Origin of the sequence: Streptomyces sp. NPDC058469 (genome assembly GCF_042721125.1) — a bacterium.
Taxonomy (GTDB): domain Bacteria; phylum Actinomycetota; class Actinomycetes; order Streptomycetales; family Streptomycetaceae; genus Streptomyces.
Genome location: NZ_JBHXME010000126.1, coordinates 1 through 26,106, shown reverse-complemented (window position 1 = coordinate 26,106; position 26,106 = coordinate 1). Strand labels below are relative to the sequence as shown.

Genomic DNA, 26,106 nt, shown 5'->3' with positions numbered 1-26,106 from the left:
AGTCAGGTCCCTTCCTACGTCACTTGGCCGCGGCCGGGGCGTCCTCGCCGAGGAGCTTGCCGTCCGAGGTCTCGAACTGCTTCTTGAACTCGGCGACCGCGTCCGCGGCGGCGGTGAGGGTGTCGTCCGACATCTTGCCGCCCTCCTTGATGGAGGTCATGAGGCCCTGCTCCTTGCGGTGCAGGTACTCAAGGAGCTCCTTCTCGAAGCGGCGGATGTCGGCGACCGGTACGTCGTCCATCTTGCCGGTGGTCGCGGACCACACGGAGACGACCTGGTCCTCGGTGGGCATCGGCTGGTACTGCGGCTGCTTGAGCAGCTCGACCAGACGCTGACCGCGCTCCAGCTGCGCCTTCGACGCGGCGTCCAGGTCGGAACCGAAGGCGGCGAACGCCTCCAGCTCGCGGTACTGGGCGAGGTCGAGGCGCAGTCGGCCGGAGACCTGCTTCATCGCCTTGTGCTGGGCGGAACCACCGACTCGGGAGACGGAGATACCGACGTTCAGCGCGGGGCGCTGACCGGCGTTGAAGAGGTCCGACTCCAGGAAGCACTGGCCGTCGGTGATGGAGATGACGTTGGTCGGGATGAACGCCGAGACGTCGTTTGCCTTGGTCTCGACGATCGGCAGACCGGTCATCGAGCCCTTGCCCATCTCGTCGGAGAGCTTCGCGCAGCGCTCCAGGAGACGGGAGTGCAGGTAGAAGACGTCACCCGGGTAGGCCTCGCGGCCCGGCGGACGGCGCAGCAGCAGGGACACGGCGCGGTAGGCGTCGGCCTGCTTGGAGAGGTCGTCGAAGATGATGAGGACGTGCTTGCCGTCGTACATCCAGTGCTGACCGATGGCCGAACCGGTGTACGGCGCAAGGTACTTGAAGCCGGCCGGGTCGGACGCCGGGGCGGCGACGATGGTCGTGTACTCAAGGGCGCCGGCCTCTTCGAGCGCACCACGCACGGAGGCGATGGTGGAGCCCTTCTGACCGATGGCGACGTAGATGCAGCGGACCTGCTTGTTCACGTCGCCCGAGCGCCAGTTGTCGCGCTGGTTGATGATCGTGTCGACGGCCAGGGCGGTCTTGCCGGTCTGGCGGTCGCCGATGATCAGCTGACGCTGGCCACGGCCGATCGGGGTCATCGCGTCGACGGCCTTGTAGCCGGTCTCCATCGGCTCGTGCACCGACTTGCGGACCATGACGCCCGGGGCCTGAAGCTCCAGGGCGCGGCGGCCGGTGGTCTCGATCTCGCCGAGGCCGTCGATCGGGTTGCCGAGCGGGTCGACGACACGGCCGAGGTAGCCCTCGCCGACGGCGACGGACAGGACCTCTCCGGTGCGGGTGACCGGCTGGCCCTCCTCGACACCGCTGAACTCACCGAGGATGACGGTACCGATCTCGCGCTCTTCGAGGTTGAGCGCGAGACCGAGGGTGCCGTCCTCGAACTTCAGCAGTTCGTTGGCCATGGCCGAGGGCAGGCCCTCGACCTTCGCGATGCCGTCGCCGGCAAGGGTGACCGTACCGACCTCCTCGCGCGAGGCCGCGTCCGGCTTGTACGACTGGACGAAGTTCTCCAGCGCGTCCCGGATCTCCTCCGGCCGGATCGTGAGCTCCGCCATCTGGGTTCCCTGCTCTCCTTGTTGGGCCCGAAGTTTCACTTGGGGGGATGTTGGGACTCCCCCCTGAACGAGGTGAATCCTCTGCACGGCCCAACTCGGGCCGCCTTACTACGTCTTTGTTGTTGTGCTGCTAGCTCGCCATGCGGCGGGTGGCGTCATCGAGGCGGTCCGCGATGGAGCCGTTGATGACCTCGTCGCCGACCTGCACCCGGATGCCGCCGAGGACCTCGGGGTCCACGTCGATGTTCAGGTGCATGGGGCGGCCGTAGAGCTTCGCGAGGGCGGCGCCCAGGCGCTGCTTCTGCGGGTCGCTCAGCGGGACCGCCGTGGTGACGACCGCGACCAGGCGGCTGCGGCGCTCGGCGGCGAGCTTGGACAGGGACTCGAGTCCCGCTTCCAGGCTACGTCCCCGGGGCGCGGTCACCAGGCGGGTCACCAGTCGCTCGGTGGCCGGCTTGGCCCGGCCGCCGAGCAGGCTGCTCAGCAGCTCGCCCTTGGCCGTGGTGCTCGCCGCGCGGTTGGTCAGCGCGGCGCGCAGCCCGGTGTTCGAGGAGACGATCCGGCCGAACCGGAACAGCTCGTCCTCGACGTCGTCGAGCTCGCCCGACTGCTGGGCGGCGGTGAGGTCGGCGGTGGCCGCCAACTCCTCCAGCGCGTCCACCAGGTCACGGGACTGCGACCAGCGGGAGCGCACCATGCCGGACAGCAGGTCGAGGGCGGGGCCGCCGACCTGGCCACCGAGCAGGCGCTCGGCCAGCGCGGCCTTGGCCTCGCCGTCCTGCGCCGGGTCGGTGAGGACCCGGCGCAGGGACACCTCACGGCCGAGCAGCGCGGTGACGGCGGCCAGTTCGTCGGCGAGCTGCGCCGCGTTCACGGACGTGGAGTCCGTCAGCGCGTCGAGACGCTCACGTGCGGCTGCCAGGGCCTCGCGGCTCGCTCCGTGCATAGTCATCGAGCCGCCTCGGCCTTCTCCTCGAGCTCATCGAGGAAACGGTCGATCACACGGCTCTGTCGGGCGTGGTCCTCAAGGGACTCGCCGACGAGCTTGCCGGCCAGGTCGGTGGCGAGCTTGCCCACGTCCTGGCGCAGCGCCTGCGAAGCGGCCTTGCGGTCGGCGTCGATCTGCGTGTGACCGGCGGCGATGATGTCCTCGCGCTGCCGCTGGCCTTCCGCGCGCATCTCGGCGATGAGCGTGGCGCCCTGCTCCTGCGCCTCCTGGCGCAGTCGCGCGGCCTCGTGCCGGGCCTCGGCGAGCTGAGCCTTGTACTGCTCAAGCACGCTCTGTGCCTCGGTCTGGGCGGCCTCGGCCTTCTCGATACCGCCCTCGATGGCCTCGCGGCGCTCGTCCAGAACCTTGTTGATGTTCGGGAGGAGCTTCTTGGCGAGGAAGCCGAAGACGATGACGAAGGCGATCAGGCCGATGACGAGCTCGGGGATCGGCGGGACGAGAGGATTCTCCTTCTCGGCCGCCAGAATGAGCAGCTGGCTCATGTCAGTGCCTTTCGTCTAGTGGGCTGTCGCTGATCGCGGTCGATCAGGTGCCGTAGACGAACGGCATGACCAGGCCGATGAGGGCGAGCGCCTCACAGAAGGCGAAGCCGAGGATCTGGTTGGCGCGGATCAGACCGGCAGCTTCGGGCTGACGGGCAAGAGCCTGGGTGCCGTTGCCGAAGATGATGCCGACGCCGACGCCGGGACCGATGGCGGCGAGGCCGTAGCCGATGGAGCCGAGCGAACCGGAGACGGCAGCGAGGGTCTCAGTGGCAGCCATGCTGATTCTTCCTTATCTGTACGGACCGGCGGGGGTTGGCCACCGGACGCTAAGGGGGGTTCTGGTGGGGGGTGCTCAGTGGTTCTCGGCGAGCGCGCCCTGGATGAAGGTGCAGGTCAGCAGCACGAACACATACGCCTGCAGGGCCTGGATGAAGAGCTCGAAGGCCGTCATCACGAGGACCATGACGAACGAGACACCCGCGTAGGCGATGCCGATGCCGTTGAGCAGGTACCAGCTGGCGATCGTGAAGAGCAGCAGCAGGGTGTGGCCCGCGAACATGTTCGCGAACAGTCGCACCGCGTGCGTGAACGGCCGGACGATCAGGTTCGACAGCAGCTCGATGAACATCGCCAGCGGGAGAACCGGGCCGAGCGACTTGTCGTAGCCCGTGAAGTTCTTGAAGGCGCCGACGAATCCGTGCCGCTTGAACGTCAGCGAGACCCAGGTGATGTACACGATCGCCGCGAGGACGATCGGGTACGCGATGATCGACGTCACCGGGAACTGGGCGACCGGAACGATCGACCAGAGGTTCATCATCCAGATGAAGAAGAACAGCGAGACGACCAGCGGTACGTACTTCTCGCCCTCCTTCTTTCCGATCGTCTCGTAGACGACACCGCGGCGGATGAAGTCGTAGCCGGACTCGGCGACCATCTGCAGCTTGCCGGGGACGACCTTCGGCTTGCGGAAGGCGGCCCAGAAGAAGCCGACAACGATGACCGAGCCGATCAGCGCCAGCAACATCGGCTTGTTGAAGTACACGTTGCTGTCGCCGTCCCCCAGGAGGGGCTTGAACAGGAACGAGTGCAGGCCGGGAGCCGGGAAGCCACAGCCGTCGAAGATGTGGCAGTCGGTCTCGAAGGCGAGCACCTGCGTCGGGTCAGCACTCACCGCGGGCTCCTTCAGCGTGGCGCATAGGTACGGCAACCTCGTTGTGTCGGCGCGGCGCGCAGCCGCGGTTCGGCACTGGACTGGTGTTACGGATGTGGGGCGGCAGTGGGGCATCAAGCCTCGCGATTGAGCAGGCGTCAGCTCAGATGCCCGCGCCCGCGATGCCGCAGTTGGCACCGGACGATAGCAGGATCTCTTACGCCCTCTTATCCCGGCCCTACCTCTCACGACGAGTGCCCCGACTTCTCGGGCTCGACGTAGAGGATTTTGGCCTTCATGTGGGCACGGGTCTGCGCGGCGGTCCAGACGATGGTGCCGGCGAGCAGCGTGAACGCGAAGGCCTTGGGACTGAACAGCGTGGTGTGCTTGAACGCGGCGAGGAAGATGAACAGCAGAAGAATCTGCGCCGCGAAGAGCATGAGGCCCATCGACTGGAACAAGTGCGGAAGCGATTTGGCAGTGCGCTGCAGAACGTAGAGCCCGATTCCCATGAAGAGGATCACGATCAGCGTCGCAACGGCTGCCCCGATAGCTCCCTTGCCGCCGGCGACCACACCACTGACGACGGCGGCAATCGCGCCGACGGCAGCTGTGGGCACAGCGGCTTGAAGGAGAATCCGGGCGTCATTGGACGGCATGGCGGCAACTCCGCTTGCTAAGGGGGGCGTGTCGTCATGGACGAGCGTAGTCCCGGGATGAGAGAGAACCTCACGCCAATGGACCCTCGCACTACGGTCCTTCGGCTCTGTCCCGGGTTCTCGTGAACCGTATCACAAACTATTTGATGCGGTCTTTACCTAGAAGGTGTGGTTGCTGTCACACATGAGAGTGACCCTGCGCGTCTGTGCAGAATAACGTCCAACTTGTCTGGTATGGGGAGGCTTTGTCCTCCCACGAGATGGCAACGCTTTAGTCAGATTCTTACCTTGGCGTCAGCGCGAGGACTCCGCTTTACGTCCGTCCAGGAGGCGCGAACGGGGGCCGACTGCGGTCGCCCCGTTGACTCCTGACACTCCGGCGACAATCGGGGGACGCGGCTCGCGGTCCTCCTCCGCCAGCACCGCCACGGGGTCAACTGCGGCCCCGCGACGGCGATATCGCGGCGGCACCAGGTGCTCGGCCCAGCGCGGCGCACGCGGGGTGAAGCGCGGCAGCAGGAGCAGCAGCAGGCCGATCGCGCTCAGGATGACGATGCCGAGGACGATCCACATCGAGGCCGAGTTGACCGAGTAGGACAGCGCCCCGAACGCGATCAGCGCCGACCAGAAGTACATGATCAGCACCGCCCGGCTGTGCGAGTGGCCGATCTCCAGGAGCCGGTGGTGCAGATGGCCGCGGTCCGCGGCGAACGGCGACTGGCCGCGCCAGGTGCGGCGCACGATCGCCAGCACCAGGTCGGCGGCCGGCACCGCGATGATCGTCAGCGGCAGCAGCAGCGGGATGTAGACCGGCACCGTCTGGTGCACCGCCGCCTTCTCGGAACCGACGAACAGCTGCAGCGCGTCCGGGTCGACCTGTCCCGTGATGGAGATCGCACCCGCGGCCAGCACCAGGCCGATCAGCATCGAGCCGGAGTCGCCCATGAAGATGCGCGCGGGGTGCATGTTGTGCGGCAGGAAGCCCAGGCACATGCCCATCAGGATCGCCGAGAAGAGCGTGGCCGGGGCGGCGGCCTCGATGCCGTACGAGTACCAGATCCGGTAGGCGTACAGGAAGAACGCGGCGGCGGCGATGCACACCATGCCGGAGGCCAGGCCGTCGAGGCCGTCGACGAAGTTGACCGCGTTGATGGTGATGACGACCAGGGCGACCGTGAGCAGGGTGCCCTGCCACTGGGTCAGCGCGACGTTGCCGACGCCGGGGATGGGCAGCCACAGGATCGTCAGACCCTGCATGACCATCACGCCGGCGGCGATCATCTGGCCGCCCAGCTTGATCAGGGCGTCGATCTCGAACTTGTCGTCCAGGACACCGATCAGCCAGATCAGGGCCGCTCCGGAGAGCAGGGCGCGCGGCTCGTTCGAGTTCTGGAAGACCTCGCTGAGGTTGGTCAGGTGGTCGGCGACCAGCAGGCCGGCGCACAGACCGAAGAACATGGCGATACCGCCGAGCCGCGGAGTGGGTTCCCGGTGCACGTCGCGGGCCCTGATCTCGGGCATCGCTCCGGCCACGATCGCGAACTTCCGCACCGGCCCGGTCAGCAGATACGTCACCGCGGCCGTCACGCAGAGCGTCAGCAGGTATTCACGCACAGGCTTCCCCACAGGTCTCGCTGGCCATCACAGCCCCACACCCTAGCGAGGGACGCATATGGTTGGGGACTTCCGGGTAGCGACGATGGTTGCACGGGTGGCTGTGTACCTGGGTACGGCTACCCCCGTTCAGCCCGGATACGGCAGGAATCCACCCACAAGATCCCGCACTTCGTCACGGGCCCGCCGGGCGTCGACCCGGCCGCGCAGTACACCCGCCAGGAGCGCCGCGATGCCCGCCATCTCGCCCTCCCCCATGCCCTGCGTGGTCACGGCGGCGGTGCCCAGCCGCAGCCCGCGCGAGTCTCCGTGCGGGAGCGCGCAGCAGTCCAACACCAGCCCAGCGGCGGCGAGTTGACCGCGTGCGGCGCGTCCGTCGACGCCGAGGGGCAGCGGGTCGGCGGTGATCAGGTGGGTGTCGGTGCCGCCGGTGGTGACGACCAGCCCCTCCGCCGCCAGCCCGGCCGCGAGCACCCGGGCGTTGGCGACCACCTGATGGGCGTACGCCGTGAAGGCCGGGGTCGCCGCCTCGCCGAACGCGACGGCCTTCGCGGCGATGGTGTGCATCTGCGCGCCGCCCTGGGTGAACGGGAACACCGCCCGGTCGACCCGTTCCGCCAGCTCGCTCCCGCACAGCAGCATCCCGCCGCGCGGCCCGCGCAGCACCTTGTGCGTAGTGGCGCAGACGACATCGGCGTACGGCACCGGGTTCGGCGCCGCTCCCCCGGCGACGAGCCCGATGGGATGGGCGGCGTCGGCGATGAGATAGGCGCCCACCTCGTCGGCGACCTCGCGGAAGAGGGCGTAGTCGATGTGCCGGGGATAGGCGATGGACCCGCACACGATCGCCTTGGGCCGATGCGTACGGGCGAGGGCGCGCACCTGGTCGTAGTCGATGAGCCCGGTCTCCGCGTCCACGCCGTAGCCGACGAAGTCGAACCAGCGCCCGGAGAAGTTCGCGGGCGACCCGTGCGTGAGATGCCCGCCGTACGGCAGGCCCAGCGCGAGGACGGTGTCGCCGGGCCGCAGCAGCGCGGCATAGGCGGCGAGCACGGCCGAAGACCCGGAATGCGCCTGCACGTTGGCGTGCTCGGCACCGAACAGCGCCTTCGCCCGTGCTACGGCGACGCGTTCGGCGACGTCGACGATCTCGCAGCCACCGTGGTGGCGGGCGCCGGGGTATCCCTCGGCGTACTTGTTGGCGAGCGGGGAGCCGAGCGCGGCCAGCACGGCGGGCGAGGTGAAGTTCTCGGCGGCGACCAACTGCAGCGTCGTCGACTGCCGCTCCAGCTCCCCGAGCAGGATCTCGGCCAGCTCGGGGTCCTGACGGCGCAGGACATCGGCCTCAAGGACAGGGGTGACCGACATGGTGGGCTCCGGGGCGACGTGTTATTGGCTCGGTTCACCTCCGGGGCGCCGCGGTGCCAATATGCGGCTACCGCCGCGTGGCAGTGTCGACAGGCCGATCGTGCTCAGCCCTTCGGGCCTCCGCGCGTTCTCCCTCTCGACGCCGACGCGCCCCTTCGGCTCACTCGCCGTGGTGACGTACGTCCAATGTAGGCCCGGGGCGGGTGGGGCGCGCGGCCGTTGCTATGTCTTGGCGGGTACGCCGGTGAGGGCGGTGACCACCGGGTCGATCGCCTGGTTCAGCCCCATCAGCCGCTCCGCGGCGGGCGTCGCCGGCTCCGCTTCCGTCGGATCAAGTCCGCGCGGGAACACCCGTCAGCGCAGTCACCACCGGGTCGATCGCCTGGTTTATCTCGTCGCCGATGGAGCGGAAGAACGGGAGCGGGGCGCCGTAGGGGTCGAAGACCTCGTCCGCCTCTGCCGTGGGGGCCAGGAGCCAGCCGCGCAGGGCCGCTGCCGCGCGGACCAGGGCGCGGGCGCGGGCCACCATGCCGTCCTCCAGGGGCGGCAGGGTCGCGGGGTCTATGGCCTTCACCAGGCGGGTGAACTCCTTGAGGGTGAAGGTGCGCAGGCCCGCCGAGTGGCCCATCGAGATGACCTGGGCCCGGTGGTCCCGGGTGGCCGTCAGCACCAGGTCGGCGCGGATCACGTGGTCGTCGAGCAGCTCACGGCCGGTGAACCCGGAGGGGTCCGCGCCGAAGTCGGTGAGGACGGTCGCCGCGTTGGTCTCCATGGGTGCGCCCTCATGGCCCCAGGTGCCGGCGCTCTCCACGATCAGCCCGCCCCACAGCGGGTCGCCGAGCCGGTCCGCCAGGGCATGACGGGTCAGCCGCTCGGTGATCGGCGAGCGGCACACGTTGCCGGTGCTGACGTGGAGGATGCGGAAGCTGTCCATGGGAAGCCCGAAGGTCCCCGTCACTTCCCCGTTGCCTATGCCACGCCCCGCGTCAGGGGCTGTCAATTCGCCACCTCGAGGTCGGGTACGACCTTCCGCAGCTCCTCCGCCGAGATCGCGCCCGCGCGCAGCAGCAGGGGCACCTCGCGCGTGACGTCGACGATCGACGACGGCACGTTGCCGGGCGTCGGACCGCCGTCGAGGTACACGGAGACCGAGTCGCCGAGCATCTCCTGGGCCGCGTCACAGTCCTCCGGCGCGGGGTGGCCGGTGAGGTTCGCCGAGGAGACCGCCATCGGACCGACCTCTGTCAGCAGCTCGATGGCGACCGGGTGCAGCGGCATCCGTACGGCGACCGTGCCCCGGGTGTCCCCCAGGTCCCACTGCAGGGACGGCTGGTGCTTGGCGACCAGCGTGAGGGCGCCCGGCCAGAACGCGTCGACGAGTTCCCAGGCCAGCTCGGAGAAGTCCGTGACGAGGCCGTGCAGCGTGTTCGGGGAGCCGATGAGGACGGGGGTGGGCATGTTGCGGCCCCGGCCCTTGGCGTCCAGGAGATCGGCGACGGCCTCCGAGGAGAACGCGTCGGCCCCGATGCCGTAGACCGTGTCGGTCGGCAGGACCACGAGTTCGCCCCGGCGGACGGCGGACGCGGCCTCGCGCAGACCCGTCGTGCGGTCGGTCGCGTCGTTGGTGTCGTATCGCCGTGCCATGTCTAGCGGGCCTCCTCGTACACGTACTGCTGCGGGTCGAAAGTCGGGGCGCTGCTCACGGCGTCGCCCGGCGGGCGGTCGCGAAGCGCGGGCGGTTGTTGAGATCGGGGTGGTCGGCCGCGTCGGCCCAGCCACGCTCCTCGGTGAAGATCCACGGCACCTGGCCGCCCTGGGTGTCGGCGTGCTCGATGACGACGACACCGCCCGGGCGGAGAAGTCGGTGGGCGGTGCGTTCGATGCCGCGGATCAGGTCGAGGCCGTCCTCGCCTGAGAACAGGGCGAGTTCGGGGTCGTAGTCCCGGGCCTCGGGAGCGACGTACTCCCATTCGGTGAGCGGGATGTACGGCGGATTGGAGATGACCAGGTCGACATGGCCGTCGAGGTCGGGGAAGGCGTCCAGGGCGTTGCCCTGCCGCAGGTCGACCCGGGAGCCCTCCATGTTCTTGCGGGTCCACTGGAGGGCGTCCTCGGACAGCTCCACGGCGTGCACCCGGGAGCGCGGGACCTCCTGCGCGAGGGCGAGCGCGATGGCGCCGGAGCCCGTGCACAGATCCACGATCAGCGGCTCCACGACGTCCATCGCGCGGACCGCGTCTATGGCCCAGCCGACCACCGACTCGGTCTCGGGGCGCGGCACGAACACCCCCGGCCCTACCTGGAGTTCCAGGTACCGGAAGAACGCGCGGCCGGTGATGTGCTGGAGCGGCTCACGCTGCTCGCGCCGGGCGATGGTCTCCCAGTAGCGGGCGTCGAAGTCCACGTCCTTCACGGAGTGCAGCTCGCCCCGCTTCACACCGTGCACGAACGCGGCGAGCTCCTCCGCGTCGTTGCGCGGCGAGGGCACGCCGGCGTCGGCCAGCCGCTGGGTGGCCTGGGCCACCTCTGCTAGCAGCAGGTTCACGCAAGTCCTCCGTGTCGTACTCGTCCGTGCCGAACCGTGCCGTGCCTTACGCCGCCGCGAGCTTGGCGGCCGAGTCCGCGTCCACGCAAGCCTGGATCATCGCGTCGAGGTCTCCGTCGAGGACCTGGTCCAGGTTGTACGCCTTGAAGCCGACGCGGTGGTCCGAGATGCGGTTCTCCGGGAAGTTGTACGTACGGATCTTCTCGGAGCGGTCGACCGTGCGGACCTGGCTGCGGCGGGCGTCGGCGGCATTCTTCTCCGCCTCCTCCTGCGCCGCGGCGAGCAGCCTGGAGCGCAGGATACGCAGTGCCTGCTCCTTGTTCTGCAGCTGGCTCTTCTCGTTCTGGCAGGAAGCGACGACTCCGGTCGGAATGTGCGTGATGCGCACCGCGGAGTCGGTCGTGTTGACGGACTGGCCGCCGGGACCGGAGGAGCGGTAGACGTCGATGCGGAGGTCGTTCGGGTTGATCTCGACGTCGACCTCCTCCGCCTCGGGCGTGACCAGCACACCGGCCGCCGAGGTGTGGATACGGCCCGCGGACTCGGTCGCCGGGACGCGCTGCACGCGGTGCACGCCGCCCTCGTACTTCAGCCGCGCCCAGACACCCTGGCCGGGCTCGGTCGCGCCGTTGCCGCCCTTGGTCTTCACGGCGACCTGGACGTCCTTGTAGCCGCCCTGGTCGGACTCGGTGGCGTCGATGATCTCGGTCTTCCAGCCGACGCGCTCCGCGTACCGCAGGTACATGCGCAGCAGGTCACCGGCGAACAGGGCGGACTCGTCGCCGCCCGCGCCCGCCTTGACCTCAAGGATCACGTCCTTGTCGTCGTTGGGGTCGCGCGGCACGAGCAGCAGCCGCAGCTTCTCCGTGATCTCGTCGCGGTGCTTCTCCAGCTCCTTGACCTCGGCGGCGAACTCCGGGTCGTCGGCGCCGAGTTCACGCGCGGTCTCGATGTCGTCGCCGGTCTGCTTCCAGGAGCGGTACGTGGCGACGATCGGGGTGAGCTCGGCGTAGCGCTTGTTCAGCTTGCGCGCGTTGGCCTGGTCGGCGTGGACCGACGGGTCGGCGAGCTTCGTCTCAAGGTCGGCGTGCTCGCCGATGAGGTCCTCGACAGCCTCGAACATCTTGGGCTCCTGAAATGCGTACGGAAGGGTAGGCGGGCGACCAAAAACGCCGGTCCCGGCCCGCCCCTCTCACTTGCGTGGAAGGGTGCGGCCGTGGACCGGCGAAATGGGGCTCGCTACTTGGAGCCGGCAGCAGCCTTGCCGAAGCGGGCCTCGAAGCGGGCCACGCGGCCACCGGTGTCGAGGATCTTCTGCTTGCCCGTGTAGAACGGGTGGCACTCGGAGCAGACGTCGGCGCGGATGGTGCCGCTCGCGATCGTGCTGTGGGTGGTGAACGACGCGCCACAGGTGCAGCTGACCTGGGTCTCGACGTACTCGGGGTGGATCTCGCGCTTCAAGGTGTCTCCTAGTTTCGGGAGGGCGCCGGGTCGCTCCGCGGGTTGCGGGGCGTGAACCGGGGCCGACTGTCCAGTCTGCCAGCACTGGAGCCATCCCCCAAAACCGGGGGTTCGCGTGGTGTATTCCCCTGCGGGCCGGTGGGGCTGAGCGCGCCCCGCGGCGGAGCCGCGAATCGACACGGCCCCGCGCCCCTCAAGAGCTGGTCACCACACCCTTCGCTTCACCGGTGGCCGTGCCCTTTGTTGCTGCCGCCGGGATCGGCTGGTCGTTCTTCAGGGCCGTCCAGACCAGTTGGGCCTTGGACTTCTCCACGATCACGCGGTTCGGGTTGGCCGGGTCGTACTCGACCGGCATCGTGACCATGTTCATGTGCTTCGAGCTGATGCTCTTGAGGCCGTTGGCGAAGGACGTGAGGGAGTTCACCGAGCCCAGGTCGGAGTCGGTGGTGACGGCCTTCGTGGCGGTGTTCGCGAGGTCGTACAGCTTCGTCGGGCTGGTCAGGATGCCGACGTGCTTGACCTGGTTGACCAGGGCCTTGATGAAGGCCTGCTGGAGCTGGATACGGCCGAGGTCGGAGCCGTCGCCGACGCCGTGCCGGGTGCGGACCAGGCCGAGGGCCTGCTGGCCGTTCAGCGTGTGCGTGCCGGCCTTGAGGTCGAGATGGCTCTGCGGGTCCTTGATGGCCTTGGTCGTGGTGACCGGGACACCGCCGAGTTCGTCGATGAGCTTCTCGAAGCCGGCGAAGTCGACCTCCAGGTAGTGGTCCATGCGCAGCCCGGTGACGGACTCGACCGTCTTCACCGTGCAGGCGGCGCCGCCCGTGGAGTACGACTCGTTGAACATCACGCCGGACGCCGCGTCATGGGTGACGCCCTTGGTGTCGGTGCACTCGGGGCGGTCGACGAGGGTGTCGCGCGGGATGGACACCACGCTGGCCTTCTTGTGGCCCTTGTAGACGTGCACGATCATCGCGGTGTCGGAGCGGGCGCTGCCGTCGTCGGTGCCGCCGCCGAGCTTCTTGTTGCTGCCGGAGCGGGTGTCCGAGCCCAGGACCAGGATGTTCTCGGAGCCGTTGTCGACCTTGACCGGCCGGTCGGTGCCGAGGGCCTGGTTGATGTCGACGCTCTTGATGTTGCCGTTGAGCTTGAAGTACACGTATCCGGCGCCGGTGCCGCCCAGCACCACGACGCCCGCCGCGACCCAGGCCGTGATCAGCAGGGCCTTGTGACGCGGACTGCGGTCCTTCTTGCGGCCTCCGGCGCGGTGGCGCGGGCCGTTGTTGCCGTCCTTGCCCGGTATGGCGGGCTCCGGCGTGCTCTCGGCGGACATGGGCTCCTCGCATCTCGTTCCGGTCGGTTACCCCCTGCTTTCAGGGTTCAGGCCTGGCCGAAGCGACCGATACCGCTCAATCCTCGCTCTATGGTCGCTCCGCCAGGTCAGACAGGGAAACTCGGGAAAGGGTTGCACAACGCAGAGTGCCCATCGCGTACGGCGATGGGCACTCCGTGTAGTCGCGTCAGCGGGTTATGCCCCGCTCACCTGCGATTTCAGCCGAAGATGTCGTACTGCTGGAAACCGGTGCCGAGGGACTTCGGTGTGCCGAAGATCTCGCTGGTGGCCTTGCCGGTTCCCGGGTAGAGGTACAGCACGTTGCTCGCGTTGCGGATCAGGAGGTCCGCCTTGCCGTCGCCGTTGAAGTCACCGACCGCGTCGAAGGCGTTGTAGCTGGACCAGGTGCGCACCTTCACGCGGGCCGCGAAGGCACCCGTGCCGGACTTGCCGGCGCCCTTGTACAGGTAGACGACGCCGGTGCTCTTGTTGCGGGCGAGCAGGTCGGCCTTGCCGTCACCGTTGAAGTCGCCGTGGCCGACCAGCGTGTTGTACTGGCTCCAGCCCCCACCGACCCGCGACGGCGAGCTGAAGGTGCCGTTGCCCTTGCCCGGGTAGATCCACAGCACGCCGGCGCTGTCGACCGAGACCAGGTCGGGCAGGTAGTCGCCGGTGACATCGCCGGGGGCGATGATCCGGGTGCGGGTCTTCCAGTTGGCGAAGATCTTCGTGCTGACCCAACTGCCGTCGTCCCGCGCGCTGTTGAGCTGGAAGTGGTCCCAGTAGACGGCGCCGGCGGTGGTCCGGTAGATCCAGTCCTGGTAGCCGTCCCGGTTCAGGTCGGCCGAGCGGACCAGGTTGACGCCGCCCCAGTCGCCCAGGGACACGCGCGTGGCCAGCGAAGTGCCCTTGGAGTCCAGCTCGTAGCCCACCTTGTTGGAGGACTTGCGGGCGTAGATGTCGGCCTTGTTGTCGCTGTAGCTCAGGTTGCCGTCGTCGACCTGTGCGTAGGCCGTGCCGGCGTAGGCGCCGACCTTGGTGAAGACACCGTAGGTGCCCTCGACGACGCAGTCGTTGACAGTGGTGGCGTCACCGTCGTCGCCGCTCCAGGAGACGACACCGACGATCCGGCCGCCGACGACCAGCGGGCCGCCGGAGTCGCCGTTGCAGATGGCCGTCGTACCGGTGTCGCTGCCGGTGGCGGGCGTGCCCGCGCAGACCATGTGGGCCTTGATGACCAGGCTGCCGTAGGCACCGACGCAGGTGGCGTCCGACTGGATCGGCAGCGTGGCCGTCTTCAGCGTCTCGGAGATGTCCTCGGTCTGGGAGCTGGTGCGGCCCCAGCCGTAGACCTTGGCGGTCTTGGCGGGCGTGCCCGTGTACGACGCCGTGTCGCCGTTCGTCGTCATCCGGATCGGGGTCGCCTTGACGGGGGCCGCCAGGGTGAGGACCGCGATGTCGTTGTCGATGGTCGTCGCGTTGTACGACGGGTGGTTCCACTGGCGCAGGACCGCGGTGGCCTGGCCGCCGTGCAGGTCGCTGTTGCCGTCGGCGTCAGTGGTCGGCAGCACGGTGGCGCTGGTGACGACGGCGCCGTTCTTGGCCCAGTTGTAGCCCTTGACGCAGTGCGAGGCCGTCAGGATCTTCGACGGCGAGATGACCGAGCCACCGCAGAAGAAGCCGATGTCGTCGGCCTCGCTGGTGGTGCCCTTGTCGTCGTAGTACCAGAGCTGCGCCATGAACGGCGCGGTGTTGATGGTGGTCGTCGTGCCGCCGATGATCTTCGGGCTGACGGCCGTACCGGTGGTGCTCGCGCTCAGGGACGCCTTCTTGGTCGTCTCCCCGGCGATGTCGTCACCGGCCTCGGCGCCCGCGATGCGCTTCTTCAGCGTGGCGAGCGACGTCGTGCTGACGGCGGGCTTCACGGTCGGCGTCGGCAGCGCGGTGGCCGCGCCGGCGGACGTCGACATCAGTGCGGCGGTCACGGCGGCGGCGATACCGGCCGCGGCGACGGGCAGGGCAAAACGTATCCGGCGTCTGTGCCGACCGGCCCCAGGCATGGGCGTACCCACTCAAGTCCCCCCTCGGGATCAGAAGTTCGGACGATTGTCGAAAGCAAGTCCGAAGGGCGCGATCGTACAGCGCGCCACTGACAACCCAAAGGGCCGCCCCCTTGCGGAACAAGGGAGCGGCCCTGAAGCGCCCCAAAGGGGCACGGGGAACTGCGCGACCAGCCACGAACTACCGGCGGTCAACCAACCACCGACAGTTCTTCAGCTCAACCAGCGGAGCGACTAGTCGCCGTTGCCGGGAGTGGTCTTCTGGATCTGGAGCAGGAACTCGGCGTTCGACTTCGTCTGCTTCATTTTGTCCAGGAGCAGCTCGATCGCCTGCTGCTGGTCGAGCGCGTGCAGCACCCGGCGCAGCTTCCAGGTGACAGCCAGCTCGTCGCTGCCGAGCAGGATCTCTTCCTTACGGGTGCCGGACGCGTCGACGTCCACCGCGGGGAAGATGCGCTTGTCGGCGAGCTTCCGGTCGAGCTTGAGCTCGGCGTTGCCGGTGCCCTTGAACTCCTCGAAGATGACCTCGTCCATGCGCGAGCCGGTGTCGACGAGCGCGGTGGCGAGGATGGTCAGCGAACCGCCGTCCTCGATGTTGCGCGCGGCGCCGAAGAAGCGCTTGGGCGGGTACAGCGCCGTGGAGTCGACACCACCGGACAGGATGCGGCCGGAGGCCGGCGCCGCGAGGTTGTACGCACGGCCCAGACGCGTGATCGAGTCGAGCAGCACGACGACGTCGTGGCCCAGCTCCACCAACCGCTTGGCACGCTCGATGGCGAGCTCGGCGACCGTGGTGTGGTCCTCGGCCGGACGGTCGAAGGTCGAGGAGATGACCTCGCCCTTCACCGACCGCTGCATGTCGGTGACCTCTTCCGGACGCTCGTCGACCAGGACGACCATCAGGTGGCACTCGGGGTTGTTGTGCGTGATCGCGTTGGCGATCGCCTGCATGATCATGGTCTTGCCGGTCTTCGGCGGGGCCACGATCAGACCGCGCTGGCCCTTTCCGATGGGCGCGACGAGGTCGATGATGCGGGTCGTCAGCACACCCGGGTCGGTCTCCAGGCGGAGCCGGTCCTGCGGGTACAGCGGCGTCAGCTTGTTGAACTCCGGCCGCCCGCGCCCGGATTCGGCACCCATGCCGTTCGCCGAGTCGAGGCGGACCAGCGCGTTGAACTTCTCGCGGCGCTCGCCGTCCTTGGGCTGACGGACCGCGCCGGTGACGTGGTCACCCTTGCGCAGGCCGTTCTTACGGACCTGCGCGAGGGAGACGTACACGTCGTTGGGACCCGGCAGGTAGCCCGACGTACGGATGAAGGCGTAGTTGTCGAGGATGTCGAGGATGCCCGCGACGGGGATCAGGACGTCGTCGTCGGCGACCTGCGGCTCGCCCGCGGCGGCACCACCGAACTCGTCACGTCCGCGACGGCCACGGCGGTCCCGGTACCGGCCGCGACGGCCGCGGCGTCCGCCGTCGAAGTCGTCGTCGTCCTGCGGGCCGTTGTCGCGCTGCTGCCGGTCCTGACGGTCCTGGCGGCCGGCGCTCTGCTGCTGGCGGTCCTGCTGCTGACCGCCCTGCTGCTGCCGGTCCTGACGGCCGCCGCTCTGCTGCTGGCCGCCGCCCTGCTGCTCTTCGCCCTTGCGGCGGTCGCCGCGGTCACGGTCCTGGCGGTCCTGACGGCCACCGCGGTCACGGTCGCGACGGTCCCGGCGGCCCTGACGGCCGTCGTCACCGGCGTCGCCCCTGGCCTCGCCCTGCGCGGCGGCGGGCGTCTCGGCCTTCGGCTCGCTCTTCGCCTCGGCGGTGACCGTCTCGGGGCTGCCGGCGTCGGCGGTCGCGCGGCGACGACGGCGCTCAACAGGCGCGTCATCGCTGGCGGGTTGGCCGGGAATCTCGATCTGCTGCTGGGCCACGGCCTTCTCGGCGGCGACCTTCTCGGCCTTCTGCTCGGCCGGGGCGGCCGCCTCGTCGCCCGTACGGGTCTTGGAGGTGGCGCGGCGCTTCGGCTTGGTCTCGGTGGCGGTCTCGGCCTTGGCCGGGGCACCCCCGCCGCCCTGCGCCTCCTTGATGACCTCGATCAGCTGGCTCTTGCGCATCCGCGCGGTGCCCCTGATGTTGAGGCCGGATGCGACCTGCTGCAGCTCGGCCAGCACCATGCCGTCGAGGCCGGTACCGCGGCGCCGCCGGGAGCCGGCACCGGTGGCAGGCGCGGAGGCGTCCGTGGCGGGCGCGGCAGCGGTCTCCTCGACACGTGCGCCCATCAGATCGGTGGTGTCGCTCACGAAGGGTCCTTCCCTGGAGCGGACGTCGGCCTGTCTGGCTCGGCGACCGGTTGTGCTGTCCGGCTTCGGTTCTTGCTGTGTGAACCGTGCCGGGGCGGTGGTCCGCCTAAGCGGCGGAAGAGATTTCTGGTGACGGCGCTTCCCGAAGCAGTGGCACCGAGTGTCTGTGTCACGTGGCTTGGTCGCACCAATTCCGGAGCTTGCCCGGCTTCCGGAGCGTGCCCGGCGAACCGCTCAGTGTCCGCGTACGAGGTACTGCCCGCGTACGACGTACGAAACACAGTGCGGCTTGGGAGGCTCCCGGAAGAATGTCTGTCCCGGACGGGGACAACAAGCACCTCGCCATGGTGGGGTCGGGTGCAGACTTGAGATTAACACTACCGGATCCAACAAACATTCCCCCTCTCGAAATCCGGCGACGGTACGTAGTCAATTGACGGTGGAGGACGCCAGCGGCAGTACGCACGCGCCCTGTGCGTCGAGATCCAGCCGGTTGGCGGCCCAGCCCTCACCGGCGAGGTGGGACACCTTGTCGGCGTTGTCGGCGTCGACAAGTGCCAGCACGGTCGGTCCGGCGCCGGAAATCACCGCCGGAACTCCGTCCGCCCTCAAGCGGTCCACGAGCGCCGCGCTTTCGGGCATCGCCGGAGCGCGGTATTCCTGGTGCAGGCGGTCCTCGGTGGCGGGCAGCAACAACTCGGGGCGCCGGGTGAGGGCCTCGACGAGCAGTGCGGCGCGGCCCGCGTTGGCGGCGGCGTCGACGTGCGGAACGCTGCGCGGGAGCAGGCCGCGCGCGGTCTCGGTGAGTACCGCCTTCCCGGGCACGAAGACCACCGGAACGATGGAATCGGCGGCGTCCATCCTGATCGCCCGCGCGGCCCCGCCGTCCATCCAGGAGAGCGTGAAGCCGCCCAGCAGACAGGCCGCCACGTTGTCGGGGTGGCCCTCGATCTCGGTGGCGAGCTCCAGCAGGGCCGTGTCGTCGAGCCGGGAGTCCCCGCCTATGGTCACGGCGCGCGCGGCGACGATGCCGGCGCAGATGGCGGCGGAGGAGGAGCCCAGGCCGCGGCCGTGCGGAATGCGGTTGGCGCAGACGATCTCAAGGCCGCGCGGCTGTCCGCCGAGCAGGTCGAAGGCGGTGCGCAGGGCTCGTACGAGGAGGTGGTTCTCGTCGCGCGGGAGGGTCTCGCTGCCCTCGCCGGCGATGTCGATGAGCAGCCCGGAGTCGGCGACACGGACGACGACGTCGTCGTAGAGCCCCAGCGAGAGGCCGAAGGCGTCGAAGCCCGGGCCGAGGTTGGCGCTGGTGGCGGGGACGCGCACCCGGACGGCGGCGGCGCGGAAGGCTGGACCGGCCATCGCTCGATGACTCTCCTTGAGCTGCGTGACTGTCGAAGACATTCGATGAGATTCGATAGGTACGTGAAGACCCTCGGGCCGTGGAGACGGCGCGGTGCCGAGCCATGCGCGCAGGCATATGCGGCGGGCGGGTTCGGTACAGCCTATCGAAGGAAGGTTCTGTGGCGACATAGGGCGCACAGGAGGCGCACGATGCGTGTCGTAAGCCCCCCGTGCACCCCCCGTAGGGATCTTCCTACGGGGGGGCATGGAGGCATCGCGTTATACGAGACCGAGCCGCTCGGCGGCCGTCGCCGCGTCGACCGGGACAGTGACGGGCTGCGGGGCGCCCGCGACCGCCCAGTCGGGGTCCTTGAGGCCGTTTCCGGTCACCGTGCAGACGATGGTCTGGCCCGGGTCGACCTTGCCCTGCTCGGCCGCCTTCAGCAGACCGGCGACGGAGGCGGCGGAGGCGGGCTCGACGAAAACGCCCTCCTGAGCGGCCAACAGCCGGTAGGCGCGCAGGATCTCACGGTCCGTCACCTCGTCGATGAACCCGCCGGACTCGTCCCGCGCGGCCAGCGCGAACTGCCAGGACGCCGGGTTGCCGATGCGGATCGCGGTGGCGATCGTCGAGGGGTCCTTGACGATCTCGCCGCGCACGATGGGCGCGGACCCGGACGCCTGGAAGCCCCACATGCGGGGCGTCTTGGCGGCGATGCCGTCCCCGGCGTACTCCTTGTACCCCTTCCAGTACGCGGTGATGTTGCCCGCGTTGCCCACCGGCAGGACGTGGATGTCGGGCGCGTCGCCGAGCATGTCGACGATCTCGAAGGCGGCCGTCTTCTGCCCCTCGATGCGCACCGGGTTGACCGAATTGACCAGCGCCACAGGGTAGTTGTCGCTCAGCTCGCGCGCGAGGGTGAGGCAGTCGTCGAAGTTTCCGTCGACCTGGAGGATCTTCGCGCCGTGGATGAGGGCCTGGCCCATCTTGCCGAGCGCGATCTTGCCGCGCGGCACGAGGACGGCGCAGACCATCCCGGCGCGTACGGCGTAGGCGGCGGCGGAGGCCGACGTGTTGCCGGTGGAGGCGCAGATGACGGCCTGCGCGCCCTCCTCCTTGGCCCGCGTGATGGCCATGGTCATACCGCGGTCCTTGAAGGACCCGGTGGGGTTGGCGCCCTCCACCTTGAGGTGGACCTCGCAGCCGGTGCGCTCGGAGAGCACCTGCGCGGGCACGAGGGGCGTGCCGCCCTCGCGGAGGGAGACGACCGGCGTGCTGTCGGATACCGGCAGCCGGTCCCGGTACTCCTCGATGATTCCGCGCCACTGGTGGGTCATTGCTGGTTACTCTCCTTCAACCCGCATGATGCTGGCGACACCCCGCACGGTGTCGAGCTTGCGCAACGCCTCGACGGTCCCGCCCAGGGCGGCGTCGGACGCGCGGTGCGTGACGACGACGAGGGATGCCTCGCCGTCCTTCCCCTGCTGCCGAACCGTATCGATCGAGACACCGTGCTCGGCGAACACGGTGGCGACCTGTGCGAGAACACCTGGTTTGTCGGCGACGTCGAGGCTGATGTGGTACCGCGTGACGACCTCGCCCATGCCAGACACGGGCAGTCCGGCGTACGCCGACTCGCCGGGGCCGGTGGTCCCGTTGAGCCGGTTGCGGCACACGGCGACGAGGTCGCCGAGCACGGCGGAGGCGGTGGGGGCGCCGCCCGCTCCGGGGCCGTAGAACATCAACTGCCCGGAGGCGTCGGACTCGACGAACACGGCGTTGTAGGCGCCGCGTACGGAGGCGAGCGGGTGGCTGAGCGGGATCATCGCGGGATGCACACGCGCGGTGACGGACCCGCCGTCCTCGGCCCGCTCACAAATGGCAAGCAACTTGATCGTGCAGCCCATGTTCTTCGCGGAGGCGAAGTCGGAGGCGGTGACCTCGGTCATGCCCTCGCGGTAGACGTCGTCGAGACGCACGCGCGTGTGGAAGGCGATTCCGGCGAGGATGGCGGCCTTGGCGGCGGCGTCGAAGCCCTCGACGTCGGCGGTGGGGTCGGCTTCGGCGTACCCCAGGGCGGTGGCCTCATCAAGGGCTTCCTGATACCCGGCGCCGGTCGAGTCCATCTTGTCGAGGATGAAGTTGGTGGTCCCGTTGACGATGCCGAGCACCCGGTTGACCTTGTCACCGGCGAGGGACTCGCGCAGCGGCCGGATCAGCGGAATCGCACCGGCGACGGCGGCCTCGTAGTACAGATCCCTGCCCTGCTGCTCGGCGGCGGCGTGCAGCGCGGCGCCGTCCTGGGCGAGCAGCGCTTTGTTGGCGGAGACGACGGAGGCGCCGTGCTCGAAGGCGGTGGTGATGAGAGACCGCGCGGGCTCGATCCCCCCGATGACCTCCACCACGACGTCGATGTCCCCGCGCTTGACGAGGGCGGTGGCGTCGGTGGTGACGAGGGCGGGGTCGATGCCTTCGCGGACCTTGGAGGGCCGCCGTACGGCGACGCCCGCGAGCTCGACCGGTGCGCCGATGCGGGCGGCGAGGTCGTCGGCGTGCGTCGTCATGATGCGCGCCACCTCTGAGCCGACCACTCCACAGCCCAGCAGCGCCACCTTCAGCGGACGCGTACGCATCATCCGACCTCGTTTCCTCATACCGTCATCGGTTGGACCAGTCTCACTCACCGGACGGGAGTTTCTATCCATAGTCCGGATCGTGAGACATCGATTTCATTTGTACGGGGGTGGAAGACCGGAGATCTTCCACCCCTTTCTTGCTTCCTCTTATTCAGCCGACGTCGAGACGCAGAAGGTCGTCCTCCGTCTCCCGGCGGACGATGACCCGCGACTCGCCATCCTTCACGGCGACGACCGGCGGCCGGAGCACATGGTTGTAATTGCTGGCCATGGAACGGCAGTACGCACCCGTCGCCGGTACGGCGATCAGGTCACCCGGTGCCAGGTCCCCCGGCAGGAACGCGTCCTTGACCACGATGTCCCCGCTCTCACAGTGCTTGCCGACGACCCGGGCGAGCATGGGCTCGGCGTCGGAACGCCGGGAGACGAGAGCGACGCTGTACTCCGCGTCGTAGAGAGCGGTCCGGATGTTGTCGGACATGCCACCGTCGACGGAGACGTAGGTCCGCAGCCCGTCGAGGGGCTTGATGGTGCCGACCTCGTAGAGGGTGAACGCGGTCGGCCCGACGATGGCGCGCCCGGGCTCGACGGAGATCCGAGGAGTCCGCAGCTTGGCGGAGTCGCACTCACGGGTGACGATCTCGGTGAGCGCCTTGGCGATCTCGTGCGGCTCGCGGGGATCGTCGTCGCTGGTGTACGCGATCCCGAGCCCACCACCGAGGTCGATCTCCGGCAGCTCCACGCCATGCTCGTCCCGGATGTCCTTCAACAGCCCGACCACGCGATGGGCGGCAACCTCGAAGCCGGACATGTCGAAGATCTGCGACCCGATGTGCGAGTGGATACCGATGACTTCGAGCCCGTCGAGCTGAAGAGCGCGCCGAACGGCTTCGGCGGCCTGCCCACCGGCAAGCGGAATCCCGAACTTCTGGTCTTCGTGAGCGGTGGCGATGAACTCATGGGTATGCGCCTCGACCCCGACGGTGATCCGAATCTGCACCCGCTGCCGCTTACCGAGGGACTGCGCGATATGAGCGACGCGCACGATCTCCTGGAAGGAGTCGAGGACGATCCGCCCGACACCGGCGTCGATGGCCCTCGTGATCTCGTCCGTGGACTTGTTGTTGCCGTGGAAGGCGATGCGGTCGGCGGGCATACCGGCGGAGAGGGCGGTGGCGAGCTCGCCCCCGGAGCACACGTCGAGGTTGAGCCCTTCCTCGTGCAGCCACCGCACGACGGCACGCGACAGGAACGCCTTGCCGGCGTAGAAGACGTCGGCGTCCTGCCCGAACGCGGCACGCCAGGCCCGGGCCCGCTCCCGAAAATCGGCCTCGTCGAGAACGTAGGCCGGGGTGCCGTGCTGCTCGGCGAGCGTCTTCACGTCGATACCGCCGACGGTGACGACACCGCCCGCGTCGTCGTCACGGGTGACGGTCTGGGCCCACACCTTGGGGTCGAGTGCGTTGAGGTCGGCGGCCGGGGCGGAGTAGTGCCCTTCGGGCAGAACGTCGGCGTGACGGGGACCGGCGGGGTGTGCGGAACGGCTCATGTCGTCTTCTCTTCTTCTCTGTCGCTGTCTTCGCGCGAGTCGCTTGCTTCGTCGTTGCTGTCTGCGCGCTCAGAGGTGTTCGGGAGCGTCGATGCCGAGCAGGGACAGGCCACCGGCGAGCACCACCCCGGCAGCTTCGGCAAGCGCGAGCCGGGCACGGTGGGCGGCCGAGGGTTTCTCGTCGCCGAGCGGAAGCGTCGTGGGGAGGAGAGGGAGGGTCGCATCGGCTACGGCGACCAGGTGACGGGCAAGCAGGTCGGGGGCGCGGTGGGCTGCCGCGCGGGCGAGGAGGCGGGGGTGGTCGGCGAGGTGGGCGAGGAGGGGGGTGGTGTCCGCTGGGGTGAGGGGGGTCGTGTCCTCTTGTACGTCTACGTCGTCTCGCGCGTTCTGTACGTCGCCGGGTTCGGCGGTGAAGCCGAGGTCGGCGGCGTTGCGGCTGACGGCGCGGGTGCGGGCGTAGGCGTAACGGACCCGGAAGAGGGGGTTGCTCTCCCGCTGAACGAGGTGATCGGCGGTGAGGCGGGGCCGGTCGTGGGCGGCGGGGTACAGGAGGGCCCAGCGGGCGGCGTCGCGGCCGAGGGGGATGAGCTCTGCAGAGTCGGGGGCTGGTACGGGCCGTACGTTGACGTGCACGTCGGCGTCGGCGTCGGCGTCGGCGTCGGCGTCGAGCGGAGCTGATGTTTCCAGGGGGCCGTACGCGTCGGCCTCGACCTCGGCACCGAGAAGGGCCACCCATTCGGGCTCGGGACGGGTCTCGCAGCTGGTGCGGACGCGGGTGCCCTGCGAGCGCAGGAGGCGGGCGACGACGTCCATGACGACGAGGGCGCGGGGGTCGTGGTGGGCGTGGAGTTGGACGAGGCGGACGGCAGGAGCGGCTAGACCGGCAAGGCCGTCATGGCTGCTGCCGGCTTCGGCTTCGGCTTCGGCTTCGGCTTCGGCTTCGGCGAGCCCGTACCGCGGTCCGCGCCGCAGGATCTCCTCGACGAGAGCGGTGGACGCCGTACTCCCGAGACTGATGTTGAGGAACCCGGGCCCGGTGATCTCGACGCCGCTGACGCCATGGGCGCCGGCGAGATGCGGCCGCAGCAGTTCGGCGACACGGCGGGGGGTCTCCCCCGCGGGCCGGGCGAGCTGGAGGGCGATGTTGGTGGCGTAGTCACCCCACCCGCCGGCCCCCGGCACGGTCACCGAGACCTTCCTCGGCACGACCACGCGCAGCTCCCCGTCCTCGACAGCACGACGCACCGCGCGCAGCACGGTACGGGAGAGCTCGACGGGGGTCACGGGGCAAGCGTATGGGAGGAGGGGGGTGGGTAGGCCAGCTGGTTTGGCTGGGGGTCCGGGATGTGGACGCAGGAGGATGAATCGGGTGGGGGGTGGCAGGCACCGGGGGGGGACGGCAGGGAGCCTGGCCTGCATCCGCGGAGTGGGCCTGTATATGGGGAGTGGACCTGCATATAGGGGGACGCAGGCAAAAGGGGGAGCGAGTAAAGCAAGTAAGGGGACCTGCAAGTGGTGAGCCGGGGTGAGTCGGGGTGAGTCGGGAGGCTGGCTCAGCCGCCGCTACGCCCGCCCCGCCCAGCCCGCTCGCCCTCACCGGCACCGCCGCCGAAGGCACCACCGATGGAGATGCCATCGGCCGGATCACGCGGCTCACGCCGCCCACGCTCGATCAACTGCCGTACGAGAGCGATGAGTTCGGCAGGTTCGAAGGGCTTGGCGAGAAACGCGTCGACACCGACGTCGAGCCCGCTGTCGACCTCGTACTGGGTACAGGCGCTGACAATGGCGAGGGGCAGATCGCGGGTCCGGGGATCGCTGCGCAGCCGAGCTGCGGTACGCAGTCCGTCCAGCCGGGGCATGACCACATCGAGGGTGACCACATCGGGCCGAACCTGGTGAATGACGTCCAGACACTCGGCACCATCGGCCGCGGTCACGACCTCGAGACCCTCCAGCTCGAGATTGACCCTGATCAACTGCCGGATGACCTTGTTGTCGTCCACAACAAGCACCCGACCCGACGCGCCTGGCACAACTCGAGAGTAGGTCCGGACCGGCCACCGCGTCCGGGTTTTCCCCACTTCCACCCCCTGCGAGCGACCCAGCACGCCTCCCTGACCACCGAGAAACCTGTTCATGAACACCCGTAAGGAACTGGTAGGGTTCTACCCGTCGCCGCGATCACCGCGACGGACACGCCCCCGTAGCTCAGGGGATAGAGCAACGGCCTCCGGAGCCGTGTGCGCAGGTTCGAATCCTGCCGGGGGCACTCCGGGAAAAGCTCCTGACCTGCAGAAATACAGGTCGGGAGTTTTTGCGTTCACGTCAAAACGCACACGGCCTTTTGACCGTTGCTCTTTCTGAGCGATGTACCGACTTCCGCGCTCTCCTTCTGACGCGTTTCCGCAGTTCAAAGGCCCTTCACCAAGGACCGGTTGGCGATACACGTCACCAAATACCGACCGCGCCGAATACCTCGGGCACCGGTGCCACTTTCGCTCGAATACCCCATGCGACCTGCCTGAACGTGCCGAAGAGCACACCAAAGCGCACACGGTCTGGTGGTCAAATGCGGCAGGTCGGCACCACTCTGGAGTGGATCGTCCCGCTGCCCGCCGGCAACGGCTGAATCTCCCCAGGTAAATCCCGGCACTCCGTGGACCGTTCGGCCCAAGCGGCAGATACACGGGGCGAGGGACGCTGGATACATGGCGGGCCCGCGGTCCGCACCGCGCTCCGGCCAGGTGCCAGCAAGGCTCTCCACGACGGAGCCGGCACCCCGACAACGTGCCGGTGCCCCCGTGACTCACGCGCCGCCGCCCCATCCCCCGTCCCAGGACCTCGCACGGCAACGACGTGGTCCTCATCCTGAGGAGCAGCACATGGGAGTCCTGGTCTTCCTTCGGGTCGTCGTTGTCCTGGGCCATCGAAGTTTGAGCGCGTGCCGTCGAAGGTTGAGCGATGCCGCCGGGGGCCATCACCCACGGCGGCACCAGGTCC

22 protein-coding genes and 1 tRNA gene are annotated in these 26,106 nt (G+C 68.9%); 1 reads left to right on the top strand and 22 read right to left on the bottom strand.

Annotated elements, in window-relative coordinates; all coding sequences use genetic code 11:
* Positions 1 to 19: 19 nt before the first annotated feature.
* From atpA to ACFWP5_RS37955, 22 genes are all read right to left on the bottom strand, one after another.
* Positions 20 to 1,609 (bottom strand): F0F1 ATP synthase subunit alpha, encoded by a 1,590-nt coding sequence (gene atpA / locus ACFWP5_RS38060; protein WP_384167557.1) that lies wholly within the window; start codon positions 1,607 to 1,609, stop codon positions 20 to 22.
* A 130-nt stretch (positions 1,610 to 1,739) separates the two neighbouring features.
* A complete protein-coding gene (locus ACFWP5_RS38055) occupies positions 1,740 to 2,555 on the bottom strand; it encodes a F0F1 ATP synthase subunit delta (protein WP_384167581.1) in 816 nt (271 codons plus the stop codon).
* A 2-nt stretch (positions 2,556 to 2,557) separates the two neighbouring features.
* Positions 2,558 to 3,100 (bottom strand): F0F1 ATP synthase subunit B, encoded by a 543-nt coding sequence (locus ACFWP5_RS38050; RefSeq protein ID WP_384167554.1) that lies wholly within the window; start codon positions 3,098 to 3,100, stop codon positions 2,558 to 2,560.
* A 43-nt stretch (positions 3,101 to 3,143) separates the two neighbouring features.
* Positions 3,144 to 3,380 carry an ATP synthase subunit C gene (locus ACFWP5_RS38045; protein ID WP_043683105.1) on the bottom strand — a complete coding sequence of 79 codons (237 nt, stop codon included), beginning with the start codon at positions 3,378 to 3,380 and terminating at the stop codon, positions 3,144 to 3,146.
* Positions 3,381 to 3,455: 75 nt separating this feature from the next.
* Positions 3,456 to 4,277 carry a F0F1 ATP synthase subunit A gene (gene atpB, locus ACFWP5_RS38040; protein ID WP_384167551.1) on the bottom strand — a complete coding sequence of 274 codons (822 nt, stop codon included), beginning with the start codon at positions 4,275 to 4,277 and terminating at the stop codon, positions 3,456 to 3,458.
* A 224-nt stretch (positions 4,278 to 4,501) separates the two neighbouring features.
* On the bottom strand, positions 4,502 to 4,915 hold the full coding sequence (locus tag ACFWP5_RS38035) for a hypothetical protein (protein ID WP_384167548.1): 414 nt from the start codon (positions 4,913 to 4,915) through the stop codon (positions 4,502 to 4,504).
* Positions 4,916 to 5,209: 294 nt separating this feature from the next.
* On the bottom strand, positions 5,210 to 6,529 hold the full coding sequence (locus ACFWP5_RS38030; RefSeq protein WP_384167545.1) for an MraY family glycosyltransferase: 1,320 nt from the start codon (positions 6,527 to 6,529) through the stop codon (positions 5,210 to 5,212).
* A gap of 129 nt (positions 6,530 to 6,658) precedes the next feature.
* Positions 6,659 to 7,897, bottom strand: a complete 1,239-nt coding sequence (gene glyA, locus ACFWP5_RS38025; protein WP_384167542.1) for a serine hydroxymethyltransferase — start codon at positions 7,895 to 7,897, stop codon at positions 6,659 to 6,661.
* 331 nt (positions 7,898 to 8,228) lie between these two features.
* Positions 8,229 to 8,897 (bottom strand): low molecular weight phosphatase family protein, encoded by a 669-nt coding sequence (locus tag ACFWP5_RS38020; protein ID WP_043683118.1) that lies wholly within the window; start codon positions 8,895 to 8,897, stop codon positions 8,229 to 8,231.
* A complete protein-coding gene (locus ACFWP5_RS38015; RefSeq protein WP_033285396.1) occupies positions 8,894 to 9,541 on the bottom strand; it encodes an L-threonylcarbamoyladenylate synthase in 648 nt (215 codons plus the stop codon). Before ACFWP5_RS38015 ends, ACFWP5_RS38020 begins: the two co-directional genes overlap by 4 nt.
* Before the next feature lie 55 nt (positions 9,542 to 9,596).
* The gene (gene prmC, locus ACFWP5_RS38010) at positions 9,597 to 10,442 is read right to left on the bottom strand and encodes a peptide chain release factor N(5)-glutamine methyltransferase (protein ID WP_019073183.1); all 846 of its coding nucleotides are present in this window, start codon (positions 10,440 to 10,442) and stop codon (positions 9,597 to 9,599) included.
* A gap of 46 nt (positions 10,443 to 10,488) precedes the next feature.
* A complete protein-coding gene (prfA, locus tag ACFWP5_RS38005; RefSeq protein ID WP_384167538.1) occupies positions 10,489 to 11,565 on the bottom strand; it encodes a peptide chain release factor 1 in 1,077 nt (358 codons plus the stop codon).
* A 116-nt stretch (positions 11,566 to 11,681) separates the two neighbouring features.
* Complete coding sequence (rpmE, locus tag ACFWP5_RS38000) at positions 11,682 to 11,903, bottom strand: 50S ribosomal protein L31 (protein ID WP_384167535.1); 222 nt, start codon at positions 11,901 to 11,903, stop codon at positions 11,682 to 11,684.
* 193 nt (positions 11,904 to 12,096) lie between these two features.
* Complete coding sequence (locus ACFWP5_RS37995; protein WP_384167532.1) at positions 12,097 to 13,233, bottom strand: LCP family protein; 1,137 nt, start codon at positions 13,231 to 13,233, stop codon at positions 12,097 to 12,099.
* A gap of 218 nt (positions 13,234 to 13,451) precedes the next feature.
* Positions 13,452 to 15,293, bottom strand: a complete 1,842-nt coding sequence (locus ACFWP5_RS37990; protein WP_384167529.1) for a trypsin-like serine protease — start codon at positions 15,291 to 15,293, stop codon at positions 13,452 to 13,454.
* Positions 15,294 to 15,527: 234 nt separating this feature from the next.
* The gene (rho, locus tag ACFWP5_RS37985; protein ID WP_384167526.1) at positions 15,528 to 17,576 is read right to left on the bottom strand and encodes a transcription termination factor Rho; all 2,049 of its coding nucleotides are present in this window, start codon (positions 17,574 to 17,576) and stop codon (positions 15,528 to 15,530) included.
* A 429-nt stretch (positions 17,577 to 18,005) separates the two neighbouring features.
* On the bottom strand, positions 18,006 to 18,935 hold the full coding sequence (gene thrB, locus ACFWP5_RS37980) for a homoserine kinase (RefSeq protein ID WP_384167523.1): 930 nt from the start codon (positions 18,933 to 18,935) through the stop codon (positions 18,006 to 18,008).
* Between the two features lie 261 nt (positions 18,936 to 19,196).
* On the bottom strand, positions 19,197 to 20,255 hold the full coding sequence (gene thrC, locus ACFWP5_RS37975) for a threonine synthase (protein ID WP_384167520.1): 1,059 nt from the start codon (positions 20,253 to 20,255) through the stop codon (positions 19,197 to 19,199).
* Positions 20,256 to 20,261: 6 nt separating this feature from the next.
* The gene (locus tag ACFWP5_RS37970) at positions 20,262 to 21,554 is read right to left on the bottom strand and encodes a homoserine dehydrogenase (protein WP_384167517.1); all 1,293 of its coding nucleotides are present in this window, start codon (positions 21,552 to 21,554) and stop codon (positions 20,262 to 20,264) included.
* Between the two features lie 151 nt (positions 21,555 to 21,705).
* Positions 21,706 to 23,103 carry a diaminopimelate decarboxylase gene (lysA, locus tag ACFWP5_RS37965; protein WP_384167514.1) on the bottom strand — a complete coding sequence of 466 codons (1,398 nt, stop codon included), beginning with the start codon at positions 23,101 to 23,103 and terminating at the stop codon, positions 21,706 to 21,708.
* 69 nt (positions 23,104 to 23,172) lie between these two features.
* Positions 23,173 to 24,387, bottom strand: coding sequence for an ArgS-related anticodon-binding protein NrtL (nrtL, locus tag ACFWP5_RS37960; protein WP_384167511.1), 1,215 nt, complete (start codon positions 24,385 to 24,387; stop codon positions 23,173 to 23,175).
* Between the two features lie 269 nt (positions 24,388 to 24,656).
* The gene (locus ACFWP5_RS37955; protein WP_384167508.1) at positions 24,657 to 25,244 is read right to left on the bottom strand and encodes a response regulator; all 588 of its coding nucleotides are present in this window, start codon (positions 25,242 to 25,244) and stop codon (positions 24,657 to 24,659) included.
* A 59-nt stretch (positions 25,245 to 25,303) separates the two neighbouring features.
* On the opposite strand from ACFWP5_RS37955, the gene ACFWP5_RS37950 reads away from it, so the two are divergent.
* A tRNA-Arg gene (locus ACFWP5_RS37950) sits at positions 25,304 to 25,375 on the top strand.
* The last annotated feature ends 731 nt before the right edge of the window (positions 25,376 to 26,106 follow it).